Source organism: Cellulomonas sp. P4_H4 (genome assembly GCF_056400865.1).
This window is the reverse complement of record NZ_JBFUKL010000001.1, coordinates 1,242,585-1,264,157: the sequence shown is the minus strand read 5'-3', so window position 1 is coordinate 1,264,157 and position 21,573 is coordinate 1,242,585. Positions and strand designations below refer to the sequence as shown.

Here is a 21,573-nt window from a genome sequence, read left to right as displayed (position 1 = left end):
GGTGCACGGGTCAGTCGGCGGCGCCGACCGACGAGCGGGTGCCGGGGCGGCGCGTGGCCCCCCGGGCGCGGGCGACGAGGCCGGGACCGACCACCGTCGCGATGAGCAGGACGCCGGTGACGACGTTGATCACGTCGGACGACACGTCCGCGAGGCGCAGCGCGCTGCGCAGAGCCCCGATGAGCAGGACCCCGGCGATCACGCCGGGGAGGGCACCCCGGCCGCCGAAGATGGAGACGCCGCCGACGAGCACCGCGGCGATCACGGACAGCTCCAGGCCGACCGCGTTGTCACCTCGCGCCGAGCCGTACCGCAGCGTCCAGTAGACGCCCGCGAGCGCCGACATCACGCCGCTGGCGACGAAGAGCCAGAAGGTCAGGCGGTTGACCCGCGCCCCGGCGAACCGGGCGGCATCGGCGTTCAGCCCGGTCGCGTAGACGACCCGGCCCGTCGCCGTCGCGTGGAGCACGACCCCGAACGCCAGCGCGGCGACGACGAAGACGGCCATCACCACCGGTATGCCGCTCCCGGCGAAGCGCGCGCTGACCAGGTCCTGCGCACCCTGGGGGAAACCCGTGACGGCACGCGTGCCCAGGGTGCCGACGGCGAGCCCGCGGAACAGGGCGAGCGTGCCGATGGTGACCGCGAGCGACGGAAGACCGACGACCGTGACCAGGAACCCGTTGAGCGCGCCGCCGAGCGCGCCGACCACCAGCGCCGCCAGGGCGGCGAGGCCGAGCGGCCAGCCCTTCTCGTACAGCGAACCCACGAGCACGCTGCTCAGTCCGAGCATGCTGGCCACGGAGAGGTCGATGTGCGCCGCGATGATGATCAGGGTCATCGGCAGGGCGATGAGCAGGATCGGGAAGACGTCGAGGAACAGGAAGTACCAGGTGGTCGACGTCGCGAAGTTGTCGACCGTGAGAGACGCGACGATCACGACGCCGATGAGCAGCGCGATGATCGCGGCGTCACGGCCGAGCAGCAGCCTGGTGATGCGGTCCCGGGTCGAGGGTGCGGCGGGGACGGTGCGGACCTGGTCGACGGTCATGCCACACCTCCCGTCACGGTCGCGGCGGGCAACGGCCTGACCTTCGCGGCGACGTGCGTGGACCGCAGCCGCTTCGCCGTGCGAAGGGCGAGCACCCGGTCGAGGACGATCGCGCCGATGATCAGCACGCCGACCACCGCCTGCTGCCAGAAGTCGGGGATCCCGAGGATCGGCAGCGCACGGTCGATCGTCGCGAGCAGCACCGCCCCCAGTGCCGCGCCGGCGACCGTGCCGCTGCCGCCGAAGATCGCCACACCTCCGATCACCGCGGCCGCCACGGCCTGCAGCTCGAGGCCGGTCCCGGCGTTCGACGCGATGGTCGCGTACCGGGCGGCGAACAGGACGCCCGCGAGCCCGGCGAGCGTCCCCGACAGGACGAACGCGAAGAAGACGCGTCGCCCCACGGACAACCCGCTGAGCCGTGCCGCGTCGGGCTCGGAGCCGATCGCGTAGAACTCCCGCCCGGAGCGGGCGTAGCCGAGGTAGACGCCGACGGCGACGACGACCGCGAGAGCGATGATCGCCAGGACGGGGATGCCGAACCACCGGGCGGTACCGAGCGCCAGGAAGCGCGCAGGCATGTCGCCGGCGCTGATGCGGTCGCTCCCGGCCCAGATCACGGTGATCCCGCGGTACGCGTACAGCGTGCCCAGCGTGATGACCAGGGACGGCACGCCCGCGCTGGTCACCAGCGCGCCGTTGACCGCACCGAGCACAGCACCGAGCAGGATCCCCAGCGGGATCACGGCCACCATGGGAAGCCCCGCGACGAACATGGACCCGGTGGCGAACGCGACGAGGCCGAGCGTGCTGCTCACGGAGAGGTCGACGTTGCGCGTGATGATCACCGCGGCCTGACCGACCGCGAGCAGGACCAGGAGCGAGGGCGCCAGGAGCAGGTCGCGGAACCCGTCGGTGCTCACCAGGAAGGCGTCGTTCTTGGCCGTCGTGACGACGATGACCAGCACGAGCGCGAGCGCGATGCTCGTCTCGCGGCGCCGGAGCAGCCGGCCGATCACGCGGCGGCCCCCGTCGAACCCGTCGACCCGGTCGCCGCTGCCATCACGGTCTCCGCGTCGGCGTCCGCCCTGTCGAGCACGGCCGTGACGCGGCCCTCGTGCATGACCAGGACGCGGTCGCTCATGCCCAGGACCTCGGGCAGCTCCGAGGAGATCATCACGACCGCGACGCCCTCACCGGCCAGGCTGTCGAGCAGCTTGTGCACCTCGGCCTTGGTGCCGACGTCGATGCCGCGCGTCGGCTCGTCGATGATCAGCACCCGGGGCTTGGTCGACAACCACTTGGCCAGGACGACCTTCTGCTGGTTGCCACCGGACAGGGTGCCGGCGACGGTGTCGAGGTCGCGCGCCTTGACCTGCAGCGTCGCGGCCCACTCGTGCGCGACGCGGTACTCGGCCGAACTCGTGAGGATGCCTCCGCGGCTCAGCGAGCGCCGCAGGGTCAGCGCGATGTTCCGCGCGACCGACAGGTCGGTGTGCAGCCCCTGCTTGCGGCGGTCCTCCGGGACCAGGGCAAGGCCGCGTCGCATGGCCAGCTCGGGGTCGCCCGAGGCGAGCTCGCGGCCGTCGATGCGGACGGTCCCGGCGTCGTACGGGTCGATGCCGAAGACCGCGCGCACCACCTCGCTGCGCCCGGAGCCGACGAGCCCCGCGATGCCGAGGATCTCCCCGGCGCGCACGTGCAGGTCGATGCCGTCGAACGTGCCGGCCCGCGTCAGTCCCTCCACCTCGAGCACGACGTCGCCCGGGGTCCGGTCGGTGCGCGGGAACATCGTGTCGACGGAGCGCCCGACCATCTGCCGCACGATCGTCGCGACGTCGGTCTCCGCGGTGACCTGCGTGCTCACGTGCTCGCCGTCGCGCATCACCGTGATCCGGTCGCACAGCGCGAAGATCTCGTCGAACCGGTGCGAGATGAAGACCACTCCCGCGCCGCCGTCCCGCAGCTGCCGAGCCACCGCGAACAGGCGGTCCACCTCGACGCCGCTCAGAGCCGCCGTCGGCTCGTCCATGATCAGCACCTTCGCGTCGAGGCTGACGGCCTTGACGATCTCCACCAGCTGCTGGTCCGCGATCGACAGCCCCAGGGCCGGGCGGTCGGGGTCGATCTCGACGCCGAGCGTGGCCAGCAGCTCACGGGTGCGCTCGCGCATCGCCTTCCGGGAGACCAGCCCGCCACGGCCGGTGAGCAGGCGGCCCATGAAGACGTTCTCCGCCACGCTCAGGTCCGGGAACAGCGTCGGCTCCTGGTAGATCACGGCGATCCCGGCGTCGCGGGCGTCGGCCGGCGTGCGGGGCGTCATCGGCTGACCGCGCAGGAGCATCTCCCCCGACGTCGGCTGGTAGACGCCCGCGAGGAGCTTGACCAGCGTCGACTTGCCCGCGCCGTTCTCGCCGACGAGCGCGTGGATCTCGCCCGGCCGGACCTCGAGCTCTGCGCGCGCCAGGGCGATCACCGGGCCGAAGTGCTTGACCAGGTTGTGCACCGCGAGCAGCGGCTCGGCTGCGGCTACCGCGGTCACGGAGCACACCGCCAGCGGGACATCGACAACGACATGCGGGGCCTCTCCATTGAGGGTGAATCGATTCAAAGAAATATAGCCGCGCTGGGCCGATCGATGCAACCACAAGGGGCGAACGTCCTGAATCGTTACATTCGATGTCGGACCGCGGCTCACCGCGTGAGGCACGCGCACCGGCCGGACGCCTAGCGGGGCGTCCGGCCGGAGGGGTCCGGAGGTCAGGACGTGCGCTGCAGCAGGTCGCTCATCACCGCGAGCGTGGCCGTGGCGGCCGGCAGCCCCGGCATGTTCAGGTGCCCGTGCGGCACACCCGCGACGTCGTCCTCGACCACGTCGACGCCGGCCGCGCGGAGGTCGGCCAGCAGCCGCTCCCCCGACGGACGCAGGTCGTCGTACTCGCACAGCGACACGAGCGTCGTCGGCAGGCCGTCCAGGCGTCCCATGCCCGGGAACGCGTAGGGGACGTCGCACGGGTTCGGGCCGAGGTAGTTGCTGTTCAGGAACCGCGTGGACTCGTCGGTGAACCGGAGGGCCGCGGGCAGGCTCGCCATCCGCTCGGCGTGCTCCGCGGGGCCGGTCGGGACCGGGTCGTGCGCGACGGGGTACGCCAGCAGCACCGCGCGCGGGACCACCCCGCCCTCGTCGCGCAGCCGCTCGGCCACGCCGAGCGCCAGGTTGGCCCCCGCGCTCGCGCCGCCGATCGCCCACGGCGACCCGTCGGGCACCAGGCCGGCCGTGGCCGCCCACGTGAAGGCGGCGTGCACGTCGTCGTGCGGCACCGGGAAGTGGATGCCGCCGTGGCACAGCCGGTAGTCCACCGAGACGACCGTCGCTCCCGTACGGCTCGCGAGCTCGCGCGCCACGACGTCGGCCTCCGGCATGTCGAGGTGGCCCCCGACGAATGCCCCGCCGTGCATCCAGACGAGCCCGCGGTCCGTCGCCGGGCGGTCCGCGGGTCGGTAGACGCGGACGGGGACCGGTCCGTGGGGGCCGGGTGCCTCGTGCGCCTCGACCAGCGCCGCGGGGATCGTGTACCCGTCGATCGGCGCGAAGAAGGCCTCGAACCGGGCCATGTCCTGCGGCGACGGCGCCCCGCCGCCGAGGTCCGGGAGCCCGTCGAGCAGCGACAGACGGTCCGCGAGCACCGCGACGAGCGTCATGACTGCACCCCGTTCGCTCGAGCGATCGCCGCGTAGACGCCGGCGCTGGGCTTGGCGGTGCGGACGAACGTCTCGCGGTCGACCGAGTGCAGGCCGAGCTGCTGTCCGTACCCGAAGATCCACTCGAAGTTGTCCATGAGCGTCCAGTGCAGGTAGCCCAGGACCGGGACGCCGTCGTCGATCGCGTCGAGCAGGCCCACCAGGGACGGCTCGATGAAGGCCGCGCGGTAGGTGTCGTCCTGCGTCGACATCCCGTGCTCGGTGACCAGCACCGGGATGCCCGCGACCTCGTAGGCGTAGCGCACCGCGCCGGCCAGGGAGAGCGGCTCGACCGCGGAGCCCATGTCGTTCACCGGCGTTCCCTCGGGCAGCGGCGCGGGGCCGTCGCCGTCGTAGACGATCCGCTCGTAGTTCTGCACCCCGACGAAGTCGTCCTCGCGGGCGAGCTCGAGCCATCGCGCGTAGACCTCCGCCCGCTTGCGGTCGCGCACCGAGGCGTCGTCACCGGCGACGAGGTCGTCGACGATCGCCAGGCTCATGCCCACGGGCAGGTCGGGCCGACGCGCCTTGATCGCGTCCCGCGCGGCGCGGTGTCCGGCCGCCATGCCGTCGGCCATCGCGTCCATCTCCTCGGGGAGCATGACGTTGCCCAGCCGGTACCGCGGCACGTCGGCGGCCTCGCTCGCCGCGACGAGCGTCGCGCGCTCGAGCTCGCGGATGACCTCGGGCAGCCCGATCCAGGTGAGGAGCCGTGCGAGGTTCGGCTCGTTCATCGTGACCCCGTAGGCGATGCGGTCACCGAACGCCGCCATGACGCGGTCGCAGTAGCGCGCGAACACCCGGGGCGCGTCCGCGTCGAGCCAGCCGCCGCGGGCGGCGAACCAGTGCGGCGACGTGAAGTGGTTGAACGTGACGACGGGAGCCAGGCCGAGCTCGACGCACCGGTCGACGATCGCCTCGTAGTGGGCCAGAGCGTCGTCGGAGAACTCGCCCTCGACGGGCTCGACCCTCGCCCACTCGACCGAGAACCGGTAGGCGTTCAGGCCCATCCCGGCCACGAGGTCGAGGTCACCACGCCACAGCTCGTAGCCCTTGCAGCCCGGGCCGGACGGCTCGCGGAACACCGTCGGGGTCACGTTCTCGGCGAACCAGGTGTCGCTCGTCGAGTTGTCGCCCTCGTTCTGGTGGCCGGCGGTCGCCACGCCCCAGGTGAAGCCGTCGGGGAACTCGCGCGTGGTCATGTGGTCCTCCTCGTGTCGGACGGGTAGGGATCTGTGCTGTCGATGGGTGTGGGGCGGCGAAGGATCCGCAGGAGCAGGGGGCCGGCGAGTGCGCTCACGGCGACGACCACGACGAGCGACCATGGCGAGCCGCCCGCACCCGCGAGCGGCGACGCGATCGCGCCGACGGTGAACTGGCAGATGCCGAGCACCCCGGACGCGGCGCCCGAGCGGTCCTCCGCGGCTGCCATGCCCAAGGTGGTGGCCGCGGGGATCACCAGACCGAGGCTCGCGACGGCCAGGAACAGGCCCGCCATCACGAGCGGCAGGCTGTGCAGGCCCACCCCGAACCCCAGGACGACGGCGCCGGCACCCGAGGTGACGTGCCCGGTCGTGAGCAGCCGACGCGAGCCGACCCTGCCCACCAGGTGCCTGCTCAGGTTGGACGCGACGAAGATGCCGACGGCGTTGAGCGCGAAGACGAGGCTGTACTGCTGCGGCGACAGGCCGAACGAGTCCTGCAGGACGAACGACGACGCCCCGATGTAGCCGAACAGAATGCCGCCGAACGCCGCGGTGACCGCGAGGTAGGCGAGGAACGTACGGATCCGCAGCACCGACCCCAGCCCGCCCACCACCGCGCGCAGGTGCGGCGGGATCCGGCGTTCCACGGGCAGCGTCTCGGGCAGGGCGCGCCAGCTGATGAGGGTGAGCAGCGTCGCCGCGACGGCGAGCACCACGAACATGCCGCGCCAGCTCATGACGTGCGCGAGCAGGCCGCCCGCGACCGGAGCGACGACCGGGGCGATCGCGGTCACCGCGCTCAGGGTGGCGAACGCGCGGGCCGCAGCGGCGCCGGGGTAGGCATCGGCGACCACAGCCCGCGTGACCACGATGCAGGCCGCGGTGGCGAACCCGGCCACCACCCGCAGCCCGAGCAGGACCCCGATCGACGGCGCGAGCGCGCTCAGGACGTGGGCGACCGCGTAGCCCAGCCCGCCGAGCAGGAGCGGTCCGCGTCGCCCGACCGCGTCGCTCAACGGTCCGATGACGACCTGGCCGATCGCGATGCCGACGAGCACGGCCGAGACGGTGCCCGCGGCGGCAGCGCTGGACGTGCCGAGGTCGGCGCCCAGCTGGGGCAGCACCGGCAGGTAGACATCGGTGGTGAACACGACGAGCGACGTGAAGGCGGCGAGCAGCGGGACGAGGTGCCGCGGGACCGGGACCGCCGACGTCACAGGGTCCCGCCCGAGCGGTCGAGCAGCTCGACGAGGTTGCCCTCGGGGTCGGCGACGAACGCCATGCGCACACCGGGCTCGGGCGACTGCTGCGGCTCCATGACGGCGCGGGCGCCGAGGGCCAGAAGGCGGTCGAACGTCGACTCCAGGCCGTCCACGTCGAACGCCACGTGCCCGAACCCGTGCGTCAGGGCTGCCTCGGCAGGGTTCGCGGCGCGCAGCCCGGGCCGCGACCGAGCCCGGTGCAGGAGCTCCAGGCGGTCGCCGTGCTCGGGGTGGACCAGCATGACGATGTCCAGGTCGATCGCGTCGACTCGCGTCCGGAGCTCGGGGACGTAGCCGAATGCGCCGACGTACCAGTCTGCCGCCGCGGCGAGGTCGGCGACGTTGAGCCCGACGTGGTCGAGACGCTCAGCCATGGACGTTCAGCCCCGCGGTGTCGACGGTCAGGTACGACGCGATCCGGCCCGTCGGGTCGCGCTCGGCCCGGACCGCCTCGAGCCGGTCGTAGTGCTCGGACGTGAGGAACCGGTCCTGGCGGCGCGTGAAGTCGGTGTCGCCGAGGTACACACCGACCCCGCCCGCCCGAGCGATGGCCGCCGTCCGGTCGTGCACCCGCGCGCGGTAGTGGTCGTCGTCAGCCGCGTCCTGGTAGATCAGGTACGTCGCGACGTAGACGTCGCCCTCGACCGAGAACGCCATGTCGGGCAGCGGTCGGGTCGGCGCCCAGCCGTACCAGATCGAGAACGAGTGGTCGGTGTCGAGCTCGCGCCAGATGTCCAGCAGCAGGGGTGCCAGCACGTCGGCCGGCGCGTTCGTCCAGGTGCAGTCGACCGCGTACCGGTAGCCCTCCGGGTTCTGGCCGGTCTGCGCGATGCTCTCGTCTGCCACCGACGTGGGCCAGGTGACATGACCGAGCTCGCGGCCGAGAACCGGGCAGTCGCCCAGGGCCGAGAGCAGCGCGACCGCCTCCTCGTCGGAGTCGGCCATGCACGTGGAGTGCAGCAGCAGGAGCGTGCCGCCCGGGTGCTCGACGCCGTCGTACAAGGGCACGTCGGGCAGCCGGGTCGCTGCCATGACCGGTTCGACGCGACGGTCCAGCCTGGGCAGCACCCCGTGCAGCCAGTGCACGACCGCCTCGGCGTCGTCGAGCCGGAACGTCCAGGTGTCCTGCCACATCACGGGCGGCTGCGGGTAGGTCTGCAGGTGGAACCGCGTGACGACGCCGGGGAATCCGGGACCGGCGCCGCGCGCGGCCCAGTACAGGTCGCTGTTCTGCTCGGCGTCGGCTCGCACGTGCTCGCCGTCGGCGGTGACGACGTCGACCGCGACGATGCTCTCGCACGCCCAGCCGCGCGCCCGACCGTTCCAGCCCTGGCCACCCTGCAGCAGGAAGCCGCCGATGCCGACGGTCGCGCAGTGGCCGACGGGGAACGCGCGGCCGCGCTCGGTGAGGAACGGAGCCAGCTCGAGCGCGCCCGTGGTCGCCGGGCCGGCCGCGACGACGCCGGTCGACTCGTCGTAGTCGATCGACCGGAGCGCGCCGAGGTCGATCAGCAGCACGTCGTCGCGCACGCTCCACGCCGCCCACGAGTGCCCGCCCGAGCGGACGCTGATCCCCCAGCCCCGCTCGACAGCGAGCCGCACGCCCTCGACGACGTCGTCCTCGTCGGCAGCCTCGAGGACCGCAGCAGGAAACCGGTCAGGCCGACGCGCATTGAACACCCGGCCGACCCGTGCTTCCTCGTAGCCCGCGTCGCCCCGCAGGACGAGGCTGCCCTTCATCCGACGACCGCCGCGCCGCCGTCGACCGGGATGTTCGCCCCCGAGACGTGCGACGACTCGTCTCCGGCCAGGAACAGCACGGCGTTCGCGACGTCCTCCGGCTGACCCCACCGGCGCAGCGGCACCCGGGACAGGATCTGCTCGGCGGGGCTGTCCGGGCCGTGCAGGAACGGGCTGGTCTGCGGGGTCTCGGTCATCGCCGGGCTGACCGCGTTCACGCGGATCCCGTGCGGGCCGCCCTCGACCACCAGCTGCGACGTGAGCGCGAGCACCCCGCCCTTGGCGGCGCCGTGCGCGTTCTGCGGCTCGAACCACGCGCCACGCGACCCGCTGATCGAGCCGATGTTGACGATCGACCCGCCTCCGCGCGCCACCAGGTGCGGCCACGCGGCGCGCGTCACGAGGAACACGATGTCGAGCTCGTTGCGGATCGTGAACGACCAGTCGGCGTACGAGAGCTGGTCGATCGCGCCGAACCGGATCGCCGACGCGTTGTTGACCAGGACGTCGATGCCGCCGGCGAGCGCGACCGCCTCCGTGACCCACGCATCGGCGCCCTCCTCGGTGGCCAGGTCGACCGGAGCGACCGCGTCCATCCGTCCGCCCGCCGCCCGGACGAGGTCCACCGTCTCCTGCGACGGACCGGGGTGCAGGTCGCAACCGACCACGTGCGCACCCTCCCGCGCGCACAGCAGCGCCGTGGCCCGGCCGATGCCGCCGCCCGTTCCGGTGACGAGGACGGCCCGGCCGGCGAGCCGCCCGGTCATCCCGCCTGCCGATCCTCGGTCGCCTCGGCGAGCGCCCCGCCGCCGAAGTTCTTGTCGTGGTCCACGGTCATGCGCAGGATCGGGTAGGCCGTCTCGCGCATCGTCGCCTCGTAGGCGCCGATCGCCTCGGTCAGGCTCGCCTCGCCGCGTGCGACACGGTCCAGCTGGTCGACGAGGACCGCGGCGTCGTTGAGCGCGAGGTTGGCACCCATGCCGAGCGTCGGGAGCATGCCGTGCGCCGCGTCGCCGATGATCGTCACGCGCGACGGCTCCCAGCTCTGCGCCGGCTCGAGGAAGCCGAACGGGATCGCGAACATCGACGCCGGGTCCAGGCCCGCGACGAGCGCGACGGCCGCGGGGTGCCAGCCGTCGATCGCGGTGAGCATCGAGTCGCGCAGGTCGAGCGCCGTCTGCTGGGTCCACTCGCCGGCCGGCGGGACCTCGGTTCCCGGGGCGAGGCTGCAGCTGATCATCGCGTAGGCGGGCACCGGGTCGAGCGTGATGTCCGGGGCGAGCTCGGCGGCGGCCTCGTCGGCGGGCTGCCTGGGCCGGAAGTTCGCGACGAGCAGGCGGGAGCCCTTGCGGTCCACGGCGATGAGGACGCCCTGGTCGAGGATGTCGGGGAGCTCGGCGTCGAGCTCGGGTGTGAGGAGCGTCCGGCCGTAGACCCCGATGCCGCGGATGCCCGTCGGGATGACCGGGACCTCGGGCAGGAGCTGGCGGCGGACCGCGGAGCGGATGCCGTCGGCGCCGATCAGCACGTCCCCGCGGGCGACGCTCCCGTCGGCGAGGGTCACGGTGACGCCGTCGGAGTCCTGGGCGTAGGAGACGACGGGCGCACCGGTGCGCATCGAGTCGCCGAGTCGGCCGGACAGGATCTGGCGCAGCGTCCGACGGTGCACGCCGGTGTGGGGCACCGGGCCGTCGTTCGGCGGGCCCATGTGCGGCTGCGAGCTCAGCTCGTTGAGCTGGTTGTCGAGCACGATCGACTCGGGGCGGTCGTAGGACTGGCGCGAGGTCTGCTGGTAGAGCGCGAAGAGGTCGTCCGGGAGGCAGCGGCGCAGCGCCTCGCCGCCGATCGCGTTGAAGTGCAGGTAGTAGCCCTGCTTACGGTCCAGATCGGCATCACGCTCGAACACCTCGACCGTGTGGCCGGACTTCAGCAGCCCCTGTGCGGTGGCGAGGCCGGCGAGACCTCCACCGGCGATCAGGACATGCAACGGTCGAGGATCGGTCACGGCAGCACTCCTTTGTGCGGATGTCCAACTTTCGTCCTGTGAAAGCGACTTTCGTGAATAGCGTATATCGCGGACGGACAGGAATCCAGCGCTCGTCAGCCCCGGATCGGCCGTCGGCGGTCGCGCCCGTCCCAGTCTGCTGCGAGCGCGGCGAGCCGACCGTGCATGCCGAGGATCGGCGCGCCGGCGCGGTGCACCTCGATGGGGTGGGGGAACAGCGCTCCCCCGTCGTGCCACGCGACGGCGACAGCCCCGGAGGACGCCGTGTGCAGGAGCCGGCACCCCTGCGCCTCGAGCCGGGCCGACTCGACGGCGAGGTCGTCGGCCACCCAGCTCACGTGCCCGAGGCCGCCCTTCCCGAGCCCGTACGCGTGCGCCAGCCACGGGTCGACCGTGTGCACGACGGCGAGCTCGATCACCATCGGCCCCCACGCGGCGAACGCGGCGGTGTGGTCGAGGTAGGCGGGGTCCTCGATCCGCGTGCCGTCGGCGAGCGTGAACTCGTCGAACCGCACGTGCTCGTCGACGAGGAACGGCCCGACGCCGAGCGCACGGACGGCACGGTCGATCCCCTCGTCGAGGTCGTCGACCCAGTACCCGAGGTGGTGGACAGGGCGTATCTGAGAAGGTGTCATGGTCCTCATTCTGTGGAAGTGATGTTCTGAGAGTGAGAGCATGGGTCCATGAAGCTCACGCACCTCGGCCACGCCTGCCTGCTCGTGGAGACGGCCGGCGCCCGCCTGCTCATCGACCCCGGGACGATGTCGACCTTCGAGGACGTGCGGGGGCTCGACGGCGTCCTCGTGACGCACCAGCACCCTGACCACGTCGACGTCGCTCGCCTGGGCGCGCTGCTGGAGGCGAACCCCGGGGCGGTGCTGGTGGTCGATGCCGACACCCGGGACGCCGTCGACGGGCTCACGGACTCGATCGTCGTCGCCTCCCCCGGCGACCGCCTGAGCCTCGGCGACAGCACGGTCGACGTGCTCGGCGGCCTGCACGCGGCCGTGTACGCGGACGTCCCGGGCTGCACCAACGCGGCGTACCTGGTCGACGACGGCGCGCTGCTGCACCCCGGCGACTCGTTCGTGCTCCCGGGACGCGCGGTCGACGTGCTCGCGGTCGCGATCGACGGCCCGTGGCTCAAGCTCGCCGAGGCGGTCGAGTACGTGCGCGCCGTCGGGCCGCGGGTCGCGGTGCCGATCCACGAGGGCGAGACGACCGACCCCGCGAAGTACGCCGGGATGCTCGGCGCATTCAGCCCCGAGGGCGTCGTGCGTCGGCTCGTCACCGGCGAGGCCACGACCCTGTGACCCTGTGCGCGCCCGGACCGACGTCCGTGCGCGTGCCGTCCGGCAGGACCACCTCGGCCGACGTGCCGGGCGGGACCTGCAGGTCGAGCTCGAAGGCGTGGTCGACGATCCGCCAGCGGACCTCGATCGGCCCGAACGGGCTGTCGTGCCGGAACATCGCCCAGGTCAGGCCACCGCCTGGCTGCGGCGCGACGCGGAACGTCCGGTAGCCCGGCGCGGTCGGCCGCAGTCCCGCGACGTGGCGGTGCAGGAACGATGCGACTGCCCCCTTGCTGTAGTGGTTGAGCGACCCGTGCGCCCCGCCCGCGTCGTCCACACCGTCCCACCGCTCCCAGACCGTCGTCGCACCGCGGTCGATCATCGTCAGCCACGACGGTTCGGTGTCCTGCTGGAGCAGCTCGTACGCGGTGCCCACGTGCCCCGCCTCGGCCAGCGTGGGCAGCAGGAGCCCGGTCGAGAGGAAGCCCGTGGCCAGATGCCCGTCAGCCTGGGCGACGAGCTCGACGAGCCGCTCGGCGACCGCCCCGCGCAGGTCCTCCGGAACGAGGTCGAAGGCGAGCGCGCGCACGTGTGACGCCTGCGTCTGGACGCGCAGGGTCCCGTCAGGTTCCACCCACTCGGCCCGCCACGCCGCGCGGGCGCCGTCGGCGACCCGGCGGTAGCGGGTCACGTCCTCGCCGAGCAGCTCGCCGACCCGCACGAGCGTGGCCGCCGAGCGGTGCAGGTACGCCGTCGCCACCTCGGACTTGTCGGCGCCGACGAACGCGCGGAAGTCGCCGACCTCGACGCCCGGCTCGAGCCACTCGCCCCAGTGGAACCCCGTGTCCCAGAGGAACTCCTCGTGGGGGGCGACGGGCTGATCGGCGCGGTCCGGGTGCCGGCCCCCCGCGGCGCTGCGGATCGCGAAGTCCAGCCAGCGGGTGGCCGACGGCCACGACTCCCGGAGCAGCGACACGTCGCCGTACGCCTCGTAGAGGTCCCAGGGCGTCGCGACGACCACGTCGCCCCAGCCGGCCGAGCCGTTGAGGAACGCGATCGGCCCGTCGAACCCCTCCGCGGGCGGGCACGGCGACATGTTGGCCACGCACCCGTCGTCGCGCTGGTCGAGCGCCACGTCCCGGAGCCACTTCCGGCTGAAGCCGAGCACGTCGAACAGGGCGGCGGCAGTCGGCGCGAAGACATGCCAGTCGCCGGACCAGCCGGCCCGCTCGCGCTGAGGGCAGTCCGTCGGGATGTCGCAGACGTTGCCGCGCAGCGAGCCGACGACCGCGTCGTGCAGTCGCTCCAGGCGCCCGTCGCTGCACGCGAACCAGCCGGTGCGGCGCAGGTCGGAGTGCACCACGACGCCGGTCACGTCATCCGGGTGCAGGACGCGAGGATGCCCCTCGATCCGCACGTAGCGAAATCCGTGGGTGGTGAACCGCGGTTCGAAGGAGTCGCCGGGCAGGCCCGCCGACGTCACGACGTCGACCTGCCCGAGGGGCAGCGGGGCCGGGAGCATCGGCAGGTCGACGTCGAGGTGGCTCGTGGTGAGGTCGCCATCGGGACCGACGTGCTCGCCGTGCCGCAGCACCAGCGTGGTCCCCGACGGCCCGAGGTCGTCGACCCGGACCCAGCCGTTGATGTTCTGACCGAGGTCCACGAGCGAGGAGCCGTCAGGCAGGCGGTTGACCGAGACGGGACGGAGCTCCTCGACACGACGCACGGGAGGAGCGACCGACCCCACGATCGCGACGTCGACGTCGCGGACGACCACGGGGAGGTTGCCGGCGGCGCGGCCGACCAGCCGCCGGTCCTCCCGCTGGCCGCCGATCAGGTCGGCGGCGAGCACGTGCGACGGCGCGGCGAGCCAGTGCTCCCCCGTCGCAGCGAGCGTGGTCCAGCCGTCGTCGGCGCGCGCCTCGACCTGCACGCGCAGCGCCGTGTCCGTCCCGTACTGGTCCGCGGCCCGCGGTGCGCCGACCTGGCCGCGGTACCAGCCGTCGGCGAGCAGCACCTCGAGGTCGTTCGGGCCGGGGCGCAGGTGACCTGTGACGTCGTACGACTGGCGCTGGACCCGGCGCGCGTACTGCGTGTACCCGGGGGCGAGCTCGATGTCGCCCACGCGTTCGCCGTTGAGGAACACCTCGTAGAGCCCGAGGGCGGTGACGTGCAGACGTGATTCGTGCACCGACGCCATGTCGACCACGGTGCGCAACCAGTAGGCCGGCCGCTCACCCTTCGGCGCGCGCTCGGGCTCGTGCACCCCGATCCAGGCCGCCGACCAGTCCCCGTCGGCCAGCAGGCCGCTCTCCAGCAGGACCGGGTCGCTCCAGCCGCTCTCGCCCAGGTCCGTGCGGACGGCCACGCGCGCCCGGCACGTGCGCCGGGAGCGGTCGAAGACCGGCACCTCGACGAACGACTGGCGGTCGGAGGTCGTCCACCCCGAGTCGTAGCCGTCGTCGGTGCTCACCCGGTAGGCGAGCTGGTGGGTCGCCCCGTCGGGAAGCCACCACGACACCGCAGGCTGTTCGCCGTGCCCGAGCGCGTCGCCACCGACGAGGTCGATGCGGACGGCCCGCGGTGCCTCGAGCACGTCAGACGAACATCGAGGCTCGCGCCCCGGTGATCCACCCGACGAGCTGGTCGTTGTCGGTCTCGGCCGTGGGGAGGTCCGCGACCTTCTGCCCGCGGTTGAGCACCGCGATCCGGTCGCACACCGCGGTGGCCAGCGGGAGGTTGTGCGTCACCAGCACGATCGCGATCCCCTGGTTCGCCATCCGCCGGATGAGCGCCTCGACCACCTGCGTCTGCTCGTAGCCGAGGGCGGCCGTCGGCTCGTCGAGCAGCAGGATGCCGTTCTGGTCACCAGTGACCCGGGTGGCGCTCCGGGCGAGCGCGACGACCTGCCGCTGGCCGCCCGAGAGCATCTCGACCGGCCGGGTCATGGCCGCCGTGCGCACCCCGAGCCGCTCGAGCTCGCCCTCCGACCGCCGGCGCTGCGCCCTGTGGTCGACGAAGCCGATCTTTCCCAGGAGTCCCTTGCGCAGGATCTCGCGGCCGATGTTCAGGTTGGTCGCGATGTCCAGCGGCTCCACCAGGGCGAGGTCCTGGTAGACCATCTGGATCCCGGCCTTCGTCGCGTCGCTCGGTGCGTGGAACTCGACCTCGGCGCCGTGCACCCGCACGACGCCTGCCGACGGACGGTGCGCGCCGGACATGATCTTGAGGAGCGTCGACTTTCCGGCGCCGTTGTCGCCGAGCAGCCCGACGACCTCGCCCTGCTCGACCCGGAAGTCGATCGAGTTGAGCGCGCGCACGTAGCCGTAGTGCATGTCGACGCCCGTGAGCTCGAGTGCGGGAGCCATGGTCATCACCTCGTTCCCGTGTGGACCGACGCCTGCGCGGTCGCCATGAGCCGCCGCGAGACGGACAGCGAGATCCACCGCTCCAGCGCGAGCGAGCCGAGCAGCAGGAGGCCGGTGGTGCCCGTCGCCCAGTACGGCTGGACGCCCTTGATGGTCAGGCCGTTGGAGATCGTCGCCAGCACCAGCGCGCCGACCAGGACGCGCGGCAGGCTGCCGCGGCCGCCGACGAGCGAGACACCGGCCAGCGCCACGGCGGTCAGGGCGGTGAAGATGATGCCCGGGCTCGCGGAGGGGTTGGCCTCGGTGACCGTGGCCGCGGTGACGAGCCCCCCGAGCGCGGCGCAGCCGCTGCTGATCATGAAGGCGAGCACGCGGTACCGGTTGCTGTGGATGCCGGACCGCCGCACGGCCTCGGCGCTGCCGCCGACGGCCATGAGCCGGATGCCGTCCCGGGTTCGCGTCAGGAAGACCGTGCCGACGAGGAACAGCACCGCGACGATCCAGACCGGCGCAGGAACGCCCAGGTAGCGCTGGGTGCCCATGAAGTCGAGCGCGTTGAGGCCCGGGATCGTGTAGCCGCCGGCGATGATCGCGGCCGCGGCCGACGTCAACGACAGCATCGCGATCGTGACGATGATCGGGTTGAACCCGCGCAGCGAGATGAGCCCGTTGAGCAGGCCGATCAGGGGTCCGACGGCCAGGCCGGCCACGAGGGCGAGCCAGACCGGCGTCCCGTTGATCATCAGCCAGCCCGTGAGGCAGCTGGCCAGCGCGGCGACGCCGGGGATCGACAGGTCCAGCGCGCCGCAGATGATCCCGACCGCGACGCCCGCCGCGAAGATCGCGCTGATCGCCGCCGCGTTCGCGATGAGGATCGCGTTGTTGAGGCTCGCGAAGTAAGGGCTGCACCAGAGGCTGAACGCGATGAGGAGCAGCCCCCAGAGCACGAAGATGCCCCGGTCGCGCAGGAAGATCAGGCCGCGGACGCCGGCGCTGTCGCGCGCCGGCGCCGGACCGGCCAACGGTGGGGTGGGTTCGACGGGCCCGGTGGCCCCCGAGGTCTCGGGGGCCACCTGACCGTGTGCCTCTGCAGGCAGGCTCATCGTCACGCTTCTCTCCTCGACGGTCCGGTCAGCTGTCGGCCGTGATGACCTTCTGCGGGACCGTGAGCAGGGGGCCCACGGCCGTCGGGTCGGCCTGCATCTCGACCAGCGTGTCGAACGACTGGGTCATGTCGTCACCGAACTGCAGTGCGACGGACGCGAAGATGGTGCCGTCCTTGACCAGGGCGAGGACCTCTTCGTTGCCGCCGAACTCGGCGATGCACGGCAGGTCCTTGCCGGCTGCCTTGAACGCGCCGATCGCACCCAGCGCACCCTCGTCGTTGGCCGCGGCGACGGCGTTGACGTCCGGGTTGCCCTGGAGGATGTTGCCGACGTCGGTCTGCGAGGCCGCGCGGTCGGAGATCGTCCAGTTCTGCACGATCTTCGCGTTGGGCGCGGTCTTCTTCAGGGCCGCGACGAACGAGTCGTCGGACTCCTGCTTGCCCGCGGTGCCCGCGGCCGACTCGCCGTAGATGACGTTCGCGGTGCCGTCCATCTTCTCGTTGATGCACGTGCCGAGCTGCTCGCCCAGCGCGGTACCGCCTGCGGCGTAGTCGATGGTGTCGAACGAGATGCCGGCCTGCGGGCCGTCGAACCCGTAGTCGGCCGGGACGCCGTTGATGAGCACCGGGATGCCCTTCTCCTGGGCCTTGCGCAGGACGTCGCTCATCGACGGGGGCGCGATCGCGATGATCCATGCCGCGCCGGCACGTCCGGAGTCGAGCACCTCGGTGACCTGCTGGACCTGCTTGGTCGGGTCGAGGCTCGGGTCCTGGACGATGACCTCCCAGCCCTGCGACCCGCCGTAGCCCTGGACGCCCTCGGACAGCCCCTTCATCGCGGGGACCTGCAGCCCGATCGGCGAGAAGACGAGCGTCTGCGGCAGTGTCGACGCGGCCGACGAGCTGTCGCCGGCCGGCTCGGATGCCTCCGGCGTGTCCGACGTGCCGCTGCACGCCGCGAGGAGGAGCGCCGTCACACCCACGGCGAGTCCGGACAGGGTGCGCTTGTGGTGCCCACGGAACGTGCTCACGGGATCTCCTTTGATCTCTCGGGGCCGCCGCTTCACTTTCACATCGTGAAAGCGACTTTCCAATGGCTCTACGGTATGCCTGCGGCACGCCGTTGTCTACGTTTCAACGCGGTGTTACGAACCTGTGATCGGACGTCAGCCGTGCGGGCGAACGATCGGCCCGAACGAGGCGTAGCCGCGCGCACGCTCGTCGATCGCGTCGCGCACCGCCGCGTGCCTCTCGGCGGTCTCGACGATCTCCACGTAGTGCGCGCGCTTCTCGTCCATGGAGATGACCGACGTGGTGAGGTCGGTCCACTCCACGCCTGCGTCGCCGGTGAGGTGCCCCCTCGCACCGCACGTGGCGCACTCGACGTCGCGTCCCGACAGGACGACCACGTCGAGCTGGCACATCGGGCACGCGCCCGGTGTCCCCAGGTACTGCGCGTCCTGCCACGCCTGGCCGAGCTGGCTCGCCACGTGCTCGCCGAGCGTCGCCGCACGCGCCACCGCCTCGTCGTCGAGCACGACGGACCGCGGCGTCCCGGCGCCCTCGACGACCATCTGGTCGACGACCTTGATGTGCATCGAGAACGCGAGCGTGTGCATGACCGGCAGGGCAAGGGACTTCCACTGCGACGTCAGCGAACCACCGCACGCGATCAGTCCCCCGACACGCGGCCTGAGGACGCGTTCGTCGACGCGGAACGGCACCGCGGGCTCGGCACCGGCGCGACGCGCCTCGAGCAGACCCTCGATGATGGCCGCGTCGGCGTTCGGACCGAGCAGCAGGTCGGCGAGGACCTTCAGGCGGCCCGGCACCGTGCGGCTGATGATCGGCGCGCTGACGATCCAGGCGTCGCACTCGACCAGCCGCTCCCAGAACCAGTCGGCGTCCTGCGGCAGCTGCAGCTCCTCGAGCCGCACGAGCTCGACGGACGCGCCCGCCGCCGACGCCGCACGCAGCGCCTCGATCAGCAGGATCTCGGCGCTCCCACCCGGGACGCCGCACCCCAGACCCAGCACCCGCCCGGTCCTGACGTCGGTCCTGACGTCGGTCCTGACGTCCCTCATGACCACGAGCTCTCGAGGCCGTGGACCAGCGCGACCATCGCGTCGTGCAGGGGTGTCGGGACTCCCACGCGGGCACCCTCGAGCGCGATGCCGCCGTTGAGCACGTCGACCTCGGTGGCCCGACGCGCGAGCACGTCCTGGAGCATCGACGGCTTGTGCCAGAAGGCCTCCTCGATCGCCTCCTGGACCGACTCTCCCGGCTCGCGCAGCAGCACGATCCCGGCCGCCGCGCAGACGTCGAGCGCCTCGGCGATCAGCGCGTCGACCTGCGCGCGCAGCCCCGCGTCGGTGCACACCTGTCCGACCGTGAGCCCGGTGAGGGCCGCGAGCGGGCTGGTCGCGGCGTTGAACACGACCTTGGTCCACTGCGGGCCCCGTGCGTCCGCCATCGCGTGGGTGCGCAGCCCGCCCTGCGTCAGCAGCGCCGCGAGCTGTGCGATCTCGTCGGCCCGCGCCGGGCTGGGCTCGAACGGGCCGAACCAGGAGTCGCCCGGGGCGTCGTAGCGGACGGTCCCCGGCGACGTGACGGCGCCGGCCGTGATGATGCTGCCGCGCACGACCCTCGGCAGCACCTCCGCGAGGACCTCCTCGTTCCCGATGCCGTTCTGCACGCTGACCACGGCCGCGTCCGCGAGCGCGGGTCGGGCGGCCTCGACGGCAGCGCGGGTGTGCAGCGACTTCGTCGCGACGACGCCGAACTCGCAGGTCGGGAGCAGGGCGGCGTCCGTGACGGCCCGCACCGGGGCGACGAAGTCGGCGTTCCCGGTAACGCGCAGCCCGTCGCGCTCGATTGCGGCGACGTGCTCGACCCACGGGTCGACGGCCCACACCTCGACGTCCGGCACGCGCGCCAGGTGGGCGGCGTACAGGCTGCCGATGGCACCGCAGCCGAGGACCGCGACGCGCACCGTCATGAGGCCGCCACCTCGCCCGCGATCACGGCGCAGACCTGCGGGTCCGCGCCGCCGACGCCGAGCCCCCCGACCACGCGGCCGGACACGACGAGAGGCACTCCCCCGGGCGCGGCCAGGAACGGCGACGGCGACAGGGCACCGAGACCGGCGGCTCCCGCACCGAAGGCCCCCGAGAGCTCCGCGCTGGCCATGCCGAAGCGGGCGGCGGCCGACGCGGTGGCCAGCGCGACGTCGACGCCGCCGGCCACGCCGTCGTCCATCCGGTCCTGCTGCACGGGGTCCCCACCGCGGTCCACGACGGCGACGGAGACCCGGACGCCCAGGGCACGCGCACGGTCCATGACCGCGTCGCACAACGCGACGGCCCAGGTGAGCTCGTCCTGCGTGCTCGCGCGCGGCGCGGGCTTCATCCCGAGGCTCGCCTCAGGATCGACGACGAGGTCGCCGAACCGCGCCTCCCACCGTGCGCGGTCGTCGCCATGCTGGCCGACGTAGCCGCCGCCGAGCGCGTACGCGATGAGCAGGTCCTCGGGGTTGGCGGGCTCGCCCTCGGCGCTGACCACCTCGGGCGCGACACCCGACGGGAGGAACGGGCTCACGGTCGCACCCGACGCCGCGACGCCCCCGACGACGACGCCGTCACGGAGCACCGGCATGCCGCCGGCGCCGGGGAACACCGCCTCGGGCGACGCGGCGACGAACCCGGTCGAGATCGGCACGGGCAGGACGGTCATCCGGTGCAGGTGCTCGGCGCTCGGGATCTGCTGCGTCGCCGAGATCCACGCCTTCGACCGTGCCCGCGCCATGCCGCCCGGCCCACCGTGGTCGAGCCGTGACGCCGTGACCAGCCCACCGCTCGCACCCACGACGGCGATGCCGCCGCGCAGACCGAGCTGCTCGGCCTTGTCGACCGCACGCTGCACGAGCGCGCGGGCCTCGGCCAGCGGCAGGTCGCGCGGGTGCCGCGGGGGCTCGGTCGTGCTCACGCGCCGACCATGTTGTAGCCGCCGTCCGCGACCATGTAGGTCCCCGTGATGTGGGCGGCGTCGTCGGTCGCGAGGAACAGCGCGGTCCCGGCAAGCTCCGCGGGGCCGGGGATGTGGCCCATGGGAGTCATCGACCGCAGCTGGTCGCCGCGGCCCGACTGCCAGTCCTTGCGGCCCAGCGTGGCCTCGGTCTCCATGAAGCCGGGCGCGAAGATGTTCACGCGGACGGTGGGGGCGAACGCGTGCGCGTAGGACTTGGTGGCGCCGAGCAGCCCGTACTTGGCGGCCGCGTACTGCGGCGCCCGCGCGCTTCCGCGCACGATCACCGTCGACCCGATGTTGACGATGCTGCCGTGCCCCTGGTCGAGCATCCGCTGCCCGAACTCGTGGATGCACGCCATGGTGCCCTTGATGTCGACCATGAGGACGTGGTCGATCGACTCCTCGGTGATGTCCCGCCACGACATCTGCTCGCGCGCGACGTCGCCCACGTTGTTGATCAGCACGTCGACCTGGCCGAGGGCCTCGAACGCAGCGTCGGCCATGGCCGCGACCTGTGCCCACTCGACGATGTCGGCCTGCAGCAGCACGGCCTCGGCGCCCTCGGCGCGCACGCGCTCCGCGGTCGCCTCCGCTCCGGCCGCCGAGCTGCGGTAGTGGATGCCGACTGCGCGCGCGCCCTCCTGCGCGGCGCGGACCGCGATCTCGGCACCGAAGCCGGTGCCGGCACCCGTGACGACGACGGTGCGGCCCTCGAAGCGCCGCGGGATGGGGAGTGGAGCGAGAGGCACGGCGATGTGTCCTTTGCGTTCGGGTGTAT

20 protein-coding genes are annotated in these 21,573 nt (G+C 72.6%); 1 reads left to right on the top strand and 19 read right to left on the bottom strand.

What is annotated here, in order from left to right:
• Positions 1-10: 10 nt before the first annotated feature.
• From AC1DPN_RS05995 to AC1DPN_RS05945, 11 genes are all read right to left on the bottom strand, one after another.
• Complete coding sequence (locus tag AC1DPN_RS05995) at positions 11-1,051, bottom strand: ABC transporter permease (protein ID WP_477083777.1); 1,041 nt, start codon at positions 1,049-1,051, stop codon at positions 11-13.
• On the bottom strand, positions 1,048-2,067 hold the full coding sequence (locus tag AC1DPN_RS05990; RefSeq protein ID WP_477083867.1) for an ABC transporter permease: 1,020 nt from the start codon (positions 2,065-2,067) through the stop codon (positions 1,048-1,050). Before AC1DPN_RS05990 ends, AC1DPN_RS05995 begins: the two co-directional genes overlap by 4 nt.
• Positions 2,067-3,593 carry a sugar ABC transporter ATP-binding protein gene (locus tag AC1DPN_RS05985; RefSeq protein WP_477083776.1) on the bottom strand — a complete coding sequence of 509 codons (1,527 nt, stop codon included), beginning with the start codon at positions 3,591-3,593 and terminating at the stop codon, positions 2,067-2,069. Before AC1DPN_RS05985 ends, AC1DPN_RS05990 begins: the two co-directional genes overlap by 1 nt.
• A 218-nt stretch (positions 3,594-3,811) precedes the next feature.
• Positions 3,812-4,753, bottom strand: a complete 942-nt coding sequence (locus AC1DPN_RS05980; protein WP_477083775.1) for an alpha/beta hydrolase fold domain-containing protein — start codon at positions 4,751-4,753, stop codon at positions 3,812-3,814.
• The gene (locus tag AC1DPN_RS05975) at positions 4,750-5,994 is read right to left on the bottom strand and encodes a glycoside hydrolase family 1 protein (protein WP_477083774.1); all 1,245 of its coding nucleotides are present in this window, start codon (positions 5,992-5,994) and stop codon (positions 4,750-4,752) included. Before AC1DPN_RS05975 ends, AC1DPN_RS05980 begins: the two co-directional genes overlap by 4 nt.
• Positions 5,991-7,214 (bottom strand): multidrug effflux MFS transporter, encoded by a 1,224-nt coding sequence (locus tag AC1DPN_RS05970; RefSeq protein ID WP_477083773.1) that lies wholly within the window; start codon positions 7,212-7,214, stop codon positions 5,991-5,993. The genes AC1DPN_RS05975 and AC1DPN_RS05970 overlap by 4 nt, the downstream gene beginning before the upstream one ends.
• Positions 7,211-7,633, bottom strand: a complete 423-nt coding sequence (locus tag AC1DPN_RS05965) for a VOC family protein (protein WP_477083772.1) — start codon at positions 7,631-7,633, stop codon at positions 7,211-7,213. The genes AC1DPN_RS05970 and AC1DPN_RS05965 overlap by 4 nt, the downstream gene beginning before the upstream one ends.
• Positions 7,626-8,999, bottom strand: coding sequence for an FAD-binding oxidoreductase (locus AC1DPN_RS05960; protein WP_477083771.1), 1,374 nt, complete (start codon positions 8,997-8,999; stop codon positions 7,626-7,628). The genes AC1DPN_RS05965 and AC1DPN_RS05960 overlap by 8 nt, the downstream gene beginning before the upstream one ends.
• On the bottom strand, positions 8,996-9,766 hold the full coding sequence (locus tag AC1DPN_RS05955) for an SDR family NAD(P)-dependent oxidoreductase (RefSeq protein ID WP_477083770.1): 771 nt from the start codon (positions 9,764-9,766) through the stop codon (positions 8,996-8,998). The genes AC1DPN_RS05960 and AC1DPN_RS05955 overlap by 4 nt, the downstream gene beginning before the upstream one ends.
• On the bottom strand, positions 9,763-11,004 hold the full coding sequence (locus tag AC1DPN_RS05950) for an FAD-dependent oxidoreductase (protein WP_477083769.1): 1,242 nt from the start codon (positions 11,002-11,004) through the stop codon (positions 9,763-9,765). Before AC1DPN_RS05950 ends, AC1DPN_RS05955 begins: the two co-directional genes overlap by 4 nt.
• Positions 11,005-11,099: 95 nt before the next feature.
• The gene (locus AC1DPN_RS05945; RefSeq protein ID WP_477083768.1) at positions 11,100-11,639 is read right to left on the bottom strand and encodes a VOC family protein; all 540 of its coding nucleotides are present in this window, start codon (positions 11,637-11,639) and stop codon (positions 11,100-11,102) included.
• A gap of 48 nt (positions 11,640-11,687) precedes the next feature.
• On the opposite strand from AC1DPN_RS05945, the gene AC1DPN_RS05940 reads away from it, so the two are divergent.
• On the top strand, positions 11,688-12,317 hold the full coding sequence (locus AC1DPN_RS05940) for an MBL fold metallo-hydrolase (RefSeq protein WP_477083767.1): 630 nt from the start codon (positions 11,688-11,690) through the stop codon (positions 12,315-12,317).
• Here the strand turns inward: AC1DPN_RS05940 and AC1DPN_RS05935 are convergent.
• The 8 genes from AC1DPN_RS05935 to AC1DPN_RS05900 form a co-directional block, all read right to left on the bottom strand.
• Positions 12,292-14,892: a family 78 glycoside hydrolase catalytic domain gene (locus AC1DPN_RS05935; protein WP_477083766.1), complete on the bottom strand. Its 2,601-nt coding sequence runs from the start codon at positions 14,890-14,892 to the stop codon at positions 12,292-12,294. The two genes, AC1DPN_RS05940 and AC1DPN_RS05935, sit on opposite strands and share 26 nt — an antisense overlap.
• 1 nt (position 14,893) lies before the next feature.
• The gene (locus AC1DPN_RS05930) at positions 14,894-15,664 is read right to left on the bottom strand and encodes an ATP-binding cassette domain-containing protein (protein WP_477083765.1); all 771 of its coding nucleotides are present in this window, start codon (positions 15,662-15,664) and stop codon (positions 14,894-14,896) included.
• Between the two features lie 5 nt (positions 15,665-15,669).
• Positions 15,670-16,767, bottom strand: a complete 1,098-nt coding sequence (locus AC1DPN_RS05925) for an ABC transporter permease (RefSeq protein WP_477083764.1) — start codon at positions 16,765-16,767, stop codon at positions 15,670-15,672.
• Positions 16,768-16,795: 28 nt separating this feature from the next.
• Positions 16,796-17,800, bottom strand: a complete 1,005-nt coding sequence (locus AC1DPN_RS05920) for a sugar ABC transporter substrate-binding protein (protein WP_477083763.1) — start codon at positions 17,798-17,800, stop codon at positions 16,796-16,798.
• 135 nt (positions 17,801-17,935) lie between these two features.
• On the bottom strand, positions 17,936-18,853 hold the full coding sequence (locus tag AC1DPN_RS05915; protein WP_477083762.1) for an NAD(P)H-dependent oxidoreductase: 918 nt from the start codon (positions 18,851-18,853) through the stop codon (positions 17,936-17,938).
• A complete protein-coding gene (locus tag AC1DPN_RS05910; RefSeq protein ID WP_477083761.1) occupies positions 18,850-19,767 on the bottom strand; it encodes a ketopantoate reductase family protein in 918 nt (305 codons plus the stop codon). The genes AC1DPN_RS05915 and AC1DPN_RS05910 overlap by 4 nt, the downstream gene beginning before the upstream one ends.
• Positions 19,764-20,753 (bottom strand): GlcG/HbpS family heme-binding protein, encoded by a 990-nt coding sequence (locus tag AC1DPN_RS05905; protein WP_477083760.1) that lies wholly within the window; start codon positions 20,751-20,753, stop codon positions 19,764-19,766. Before AC1DPN_RS05905 ends, AC1DPN_RS05910 begins: the two co-directional genes overlap by 4 nt.
• Positions 20,750-21,544: an SDR family NAD(P)-dependent oxidoreductase gene (locus tag AC1DPN_RS05900; protein ID WP_477083759.1), complete on the bottom strand. Its 795-nt coding sequence runs from the start codon at positions 21,542-21,544 to the stop codon at positions 20,750-20,752. The genes AC1DPN_RS05905 and AC1DPN_RS05900 overlap by 4 nt, the downstream gene beginning before the upstream one ends.
• Between the last annotated feature and the right edge of the window lie 29 nt (positions 21,545-21,573).

What these genes read in the sequence shown, in the direction of transcription:
- AC1DPN_RS05995 (WP_477083777.1), bottom strand. Translation starts at nt 1,051, where the DNA reads ATGACCGTCGACCAGGTCCGCACCGTCCCCGCCGCACCCTCGACCCGG.
- AC1DPN_RS05980 (WP_477083775.1), bottom strand. Translation starts at nt 4,753, where the DNA reads ATGACGCTCGTCGCGGTGCTCGCGGACCGTCTGTCGCTGCTCGACGGG.
- AC1DPN_RS05975 (WP_477083774.1), bottom strand. Translation starts at nt 5,994, where the DNA reads ATGACCACGCGCGAGTTCCCCGACGGCTTCACCTGGGGCGTGGCGACC.
- AC1DPN_RS05965 (WP_477083772.1), bottom strand. Translation starts at nt 7,633, where the DNA reads ATGGCTGAGCGTCTCGACCACGTCGGGCTCAACGTCGCCGACCTCGCC.
- AC1DPN_RS05960 (WP_477083771.1), bottom strand. Translation starts at nt 8,999, where the DNA reads ATGAAGGGCAGCCTCGTCCTGCGGGGCGACGCGGGCTACGAGGAAGCA.
- AC1DPN_RS05955 (WP_477083770.1), bottom strand. Translation starts at nt 9,766, where the DNA reads ATGACCGGGCGGCTCGCCGGCCGGGCCGTCCTCGTCACCGGAACGGGC.
- AC1DPN_RS05945 (WP_477083768.1), bottom strand. Translation starts at nt 11,639, where the DNA reads ATGACACCTTCTCAGATACGCCCTGTCCACCACCTCGGGTACTGGGTC.
- AC1DPN_RS05940 (WP_477083767.1), top strand. Translation starts at nt 11,688, where the DNA reads ATGAAGCTCACGCACCTCGGCCACGCCTGCCTGCTCGTGGAGACGGCC.
- AC1DPN_RS05930 (WP_477083765.1), bottom strand. Translation starts at nt 15,664, where the DNA reads ATGGCTCCCGCACTCGAGCTCACGGGCGTCGACATGCACTACGGCTAC.
- AC1DPN_RS05925 (WP_477083764.1), bottom strand. Translation starts at nt 16,767, where the DNA reads ATGAGCCTGCCTGCAGAGGCACACGGTCAGGTGGCCCCCGAGACCTCG.
- AC1DPN_RS05915 (WP_477083762.1), bottom strand. Translation starts at nt 18,853, where the DNA reads ATGAGGGACGTCAGGACCGACGTCAGGACCGACGTCAGGACCGGGCGG.
- AC1DPN_RS05910 (WP_477083761.1), bottom strand. Translation starts at nt 19,767, where the DNA reads ATGACGGTGCGCGTCGCGGTCCTCGGCTGCGGTGCCATCGGCAGCCTG.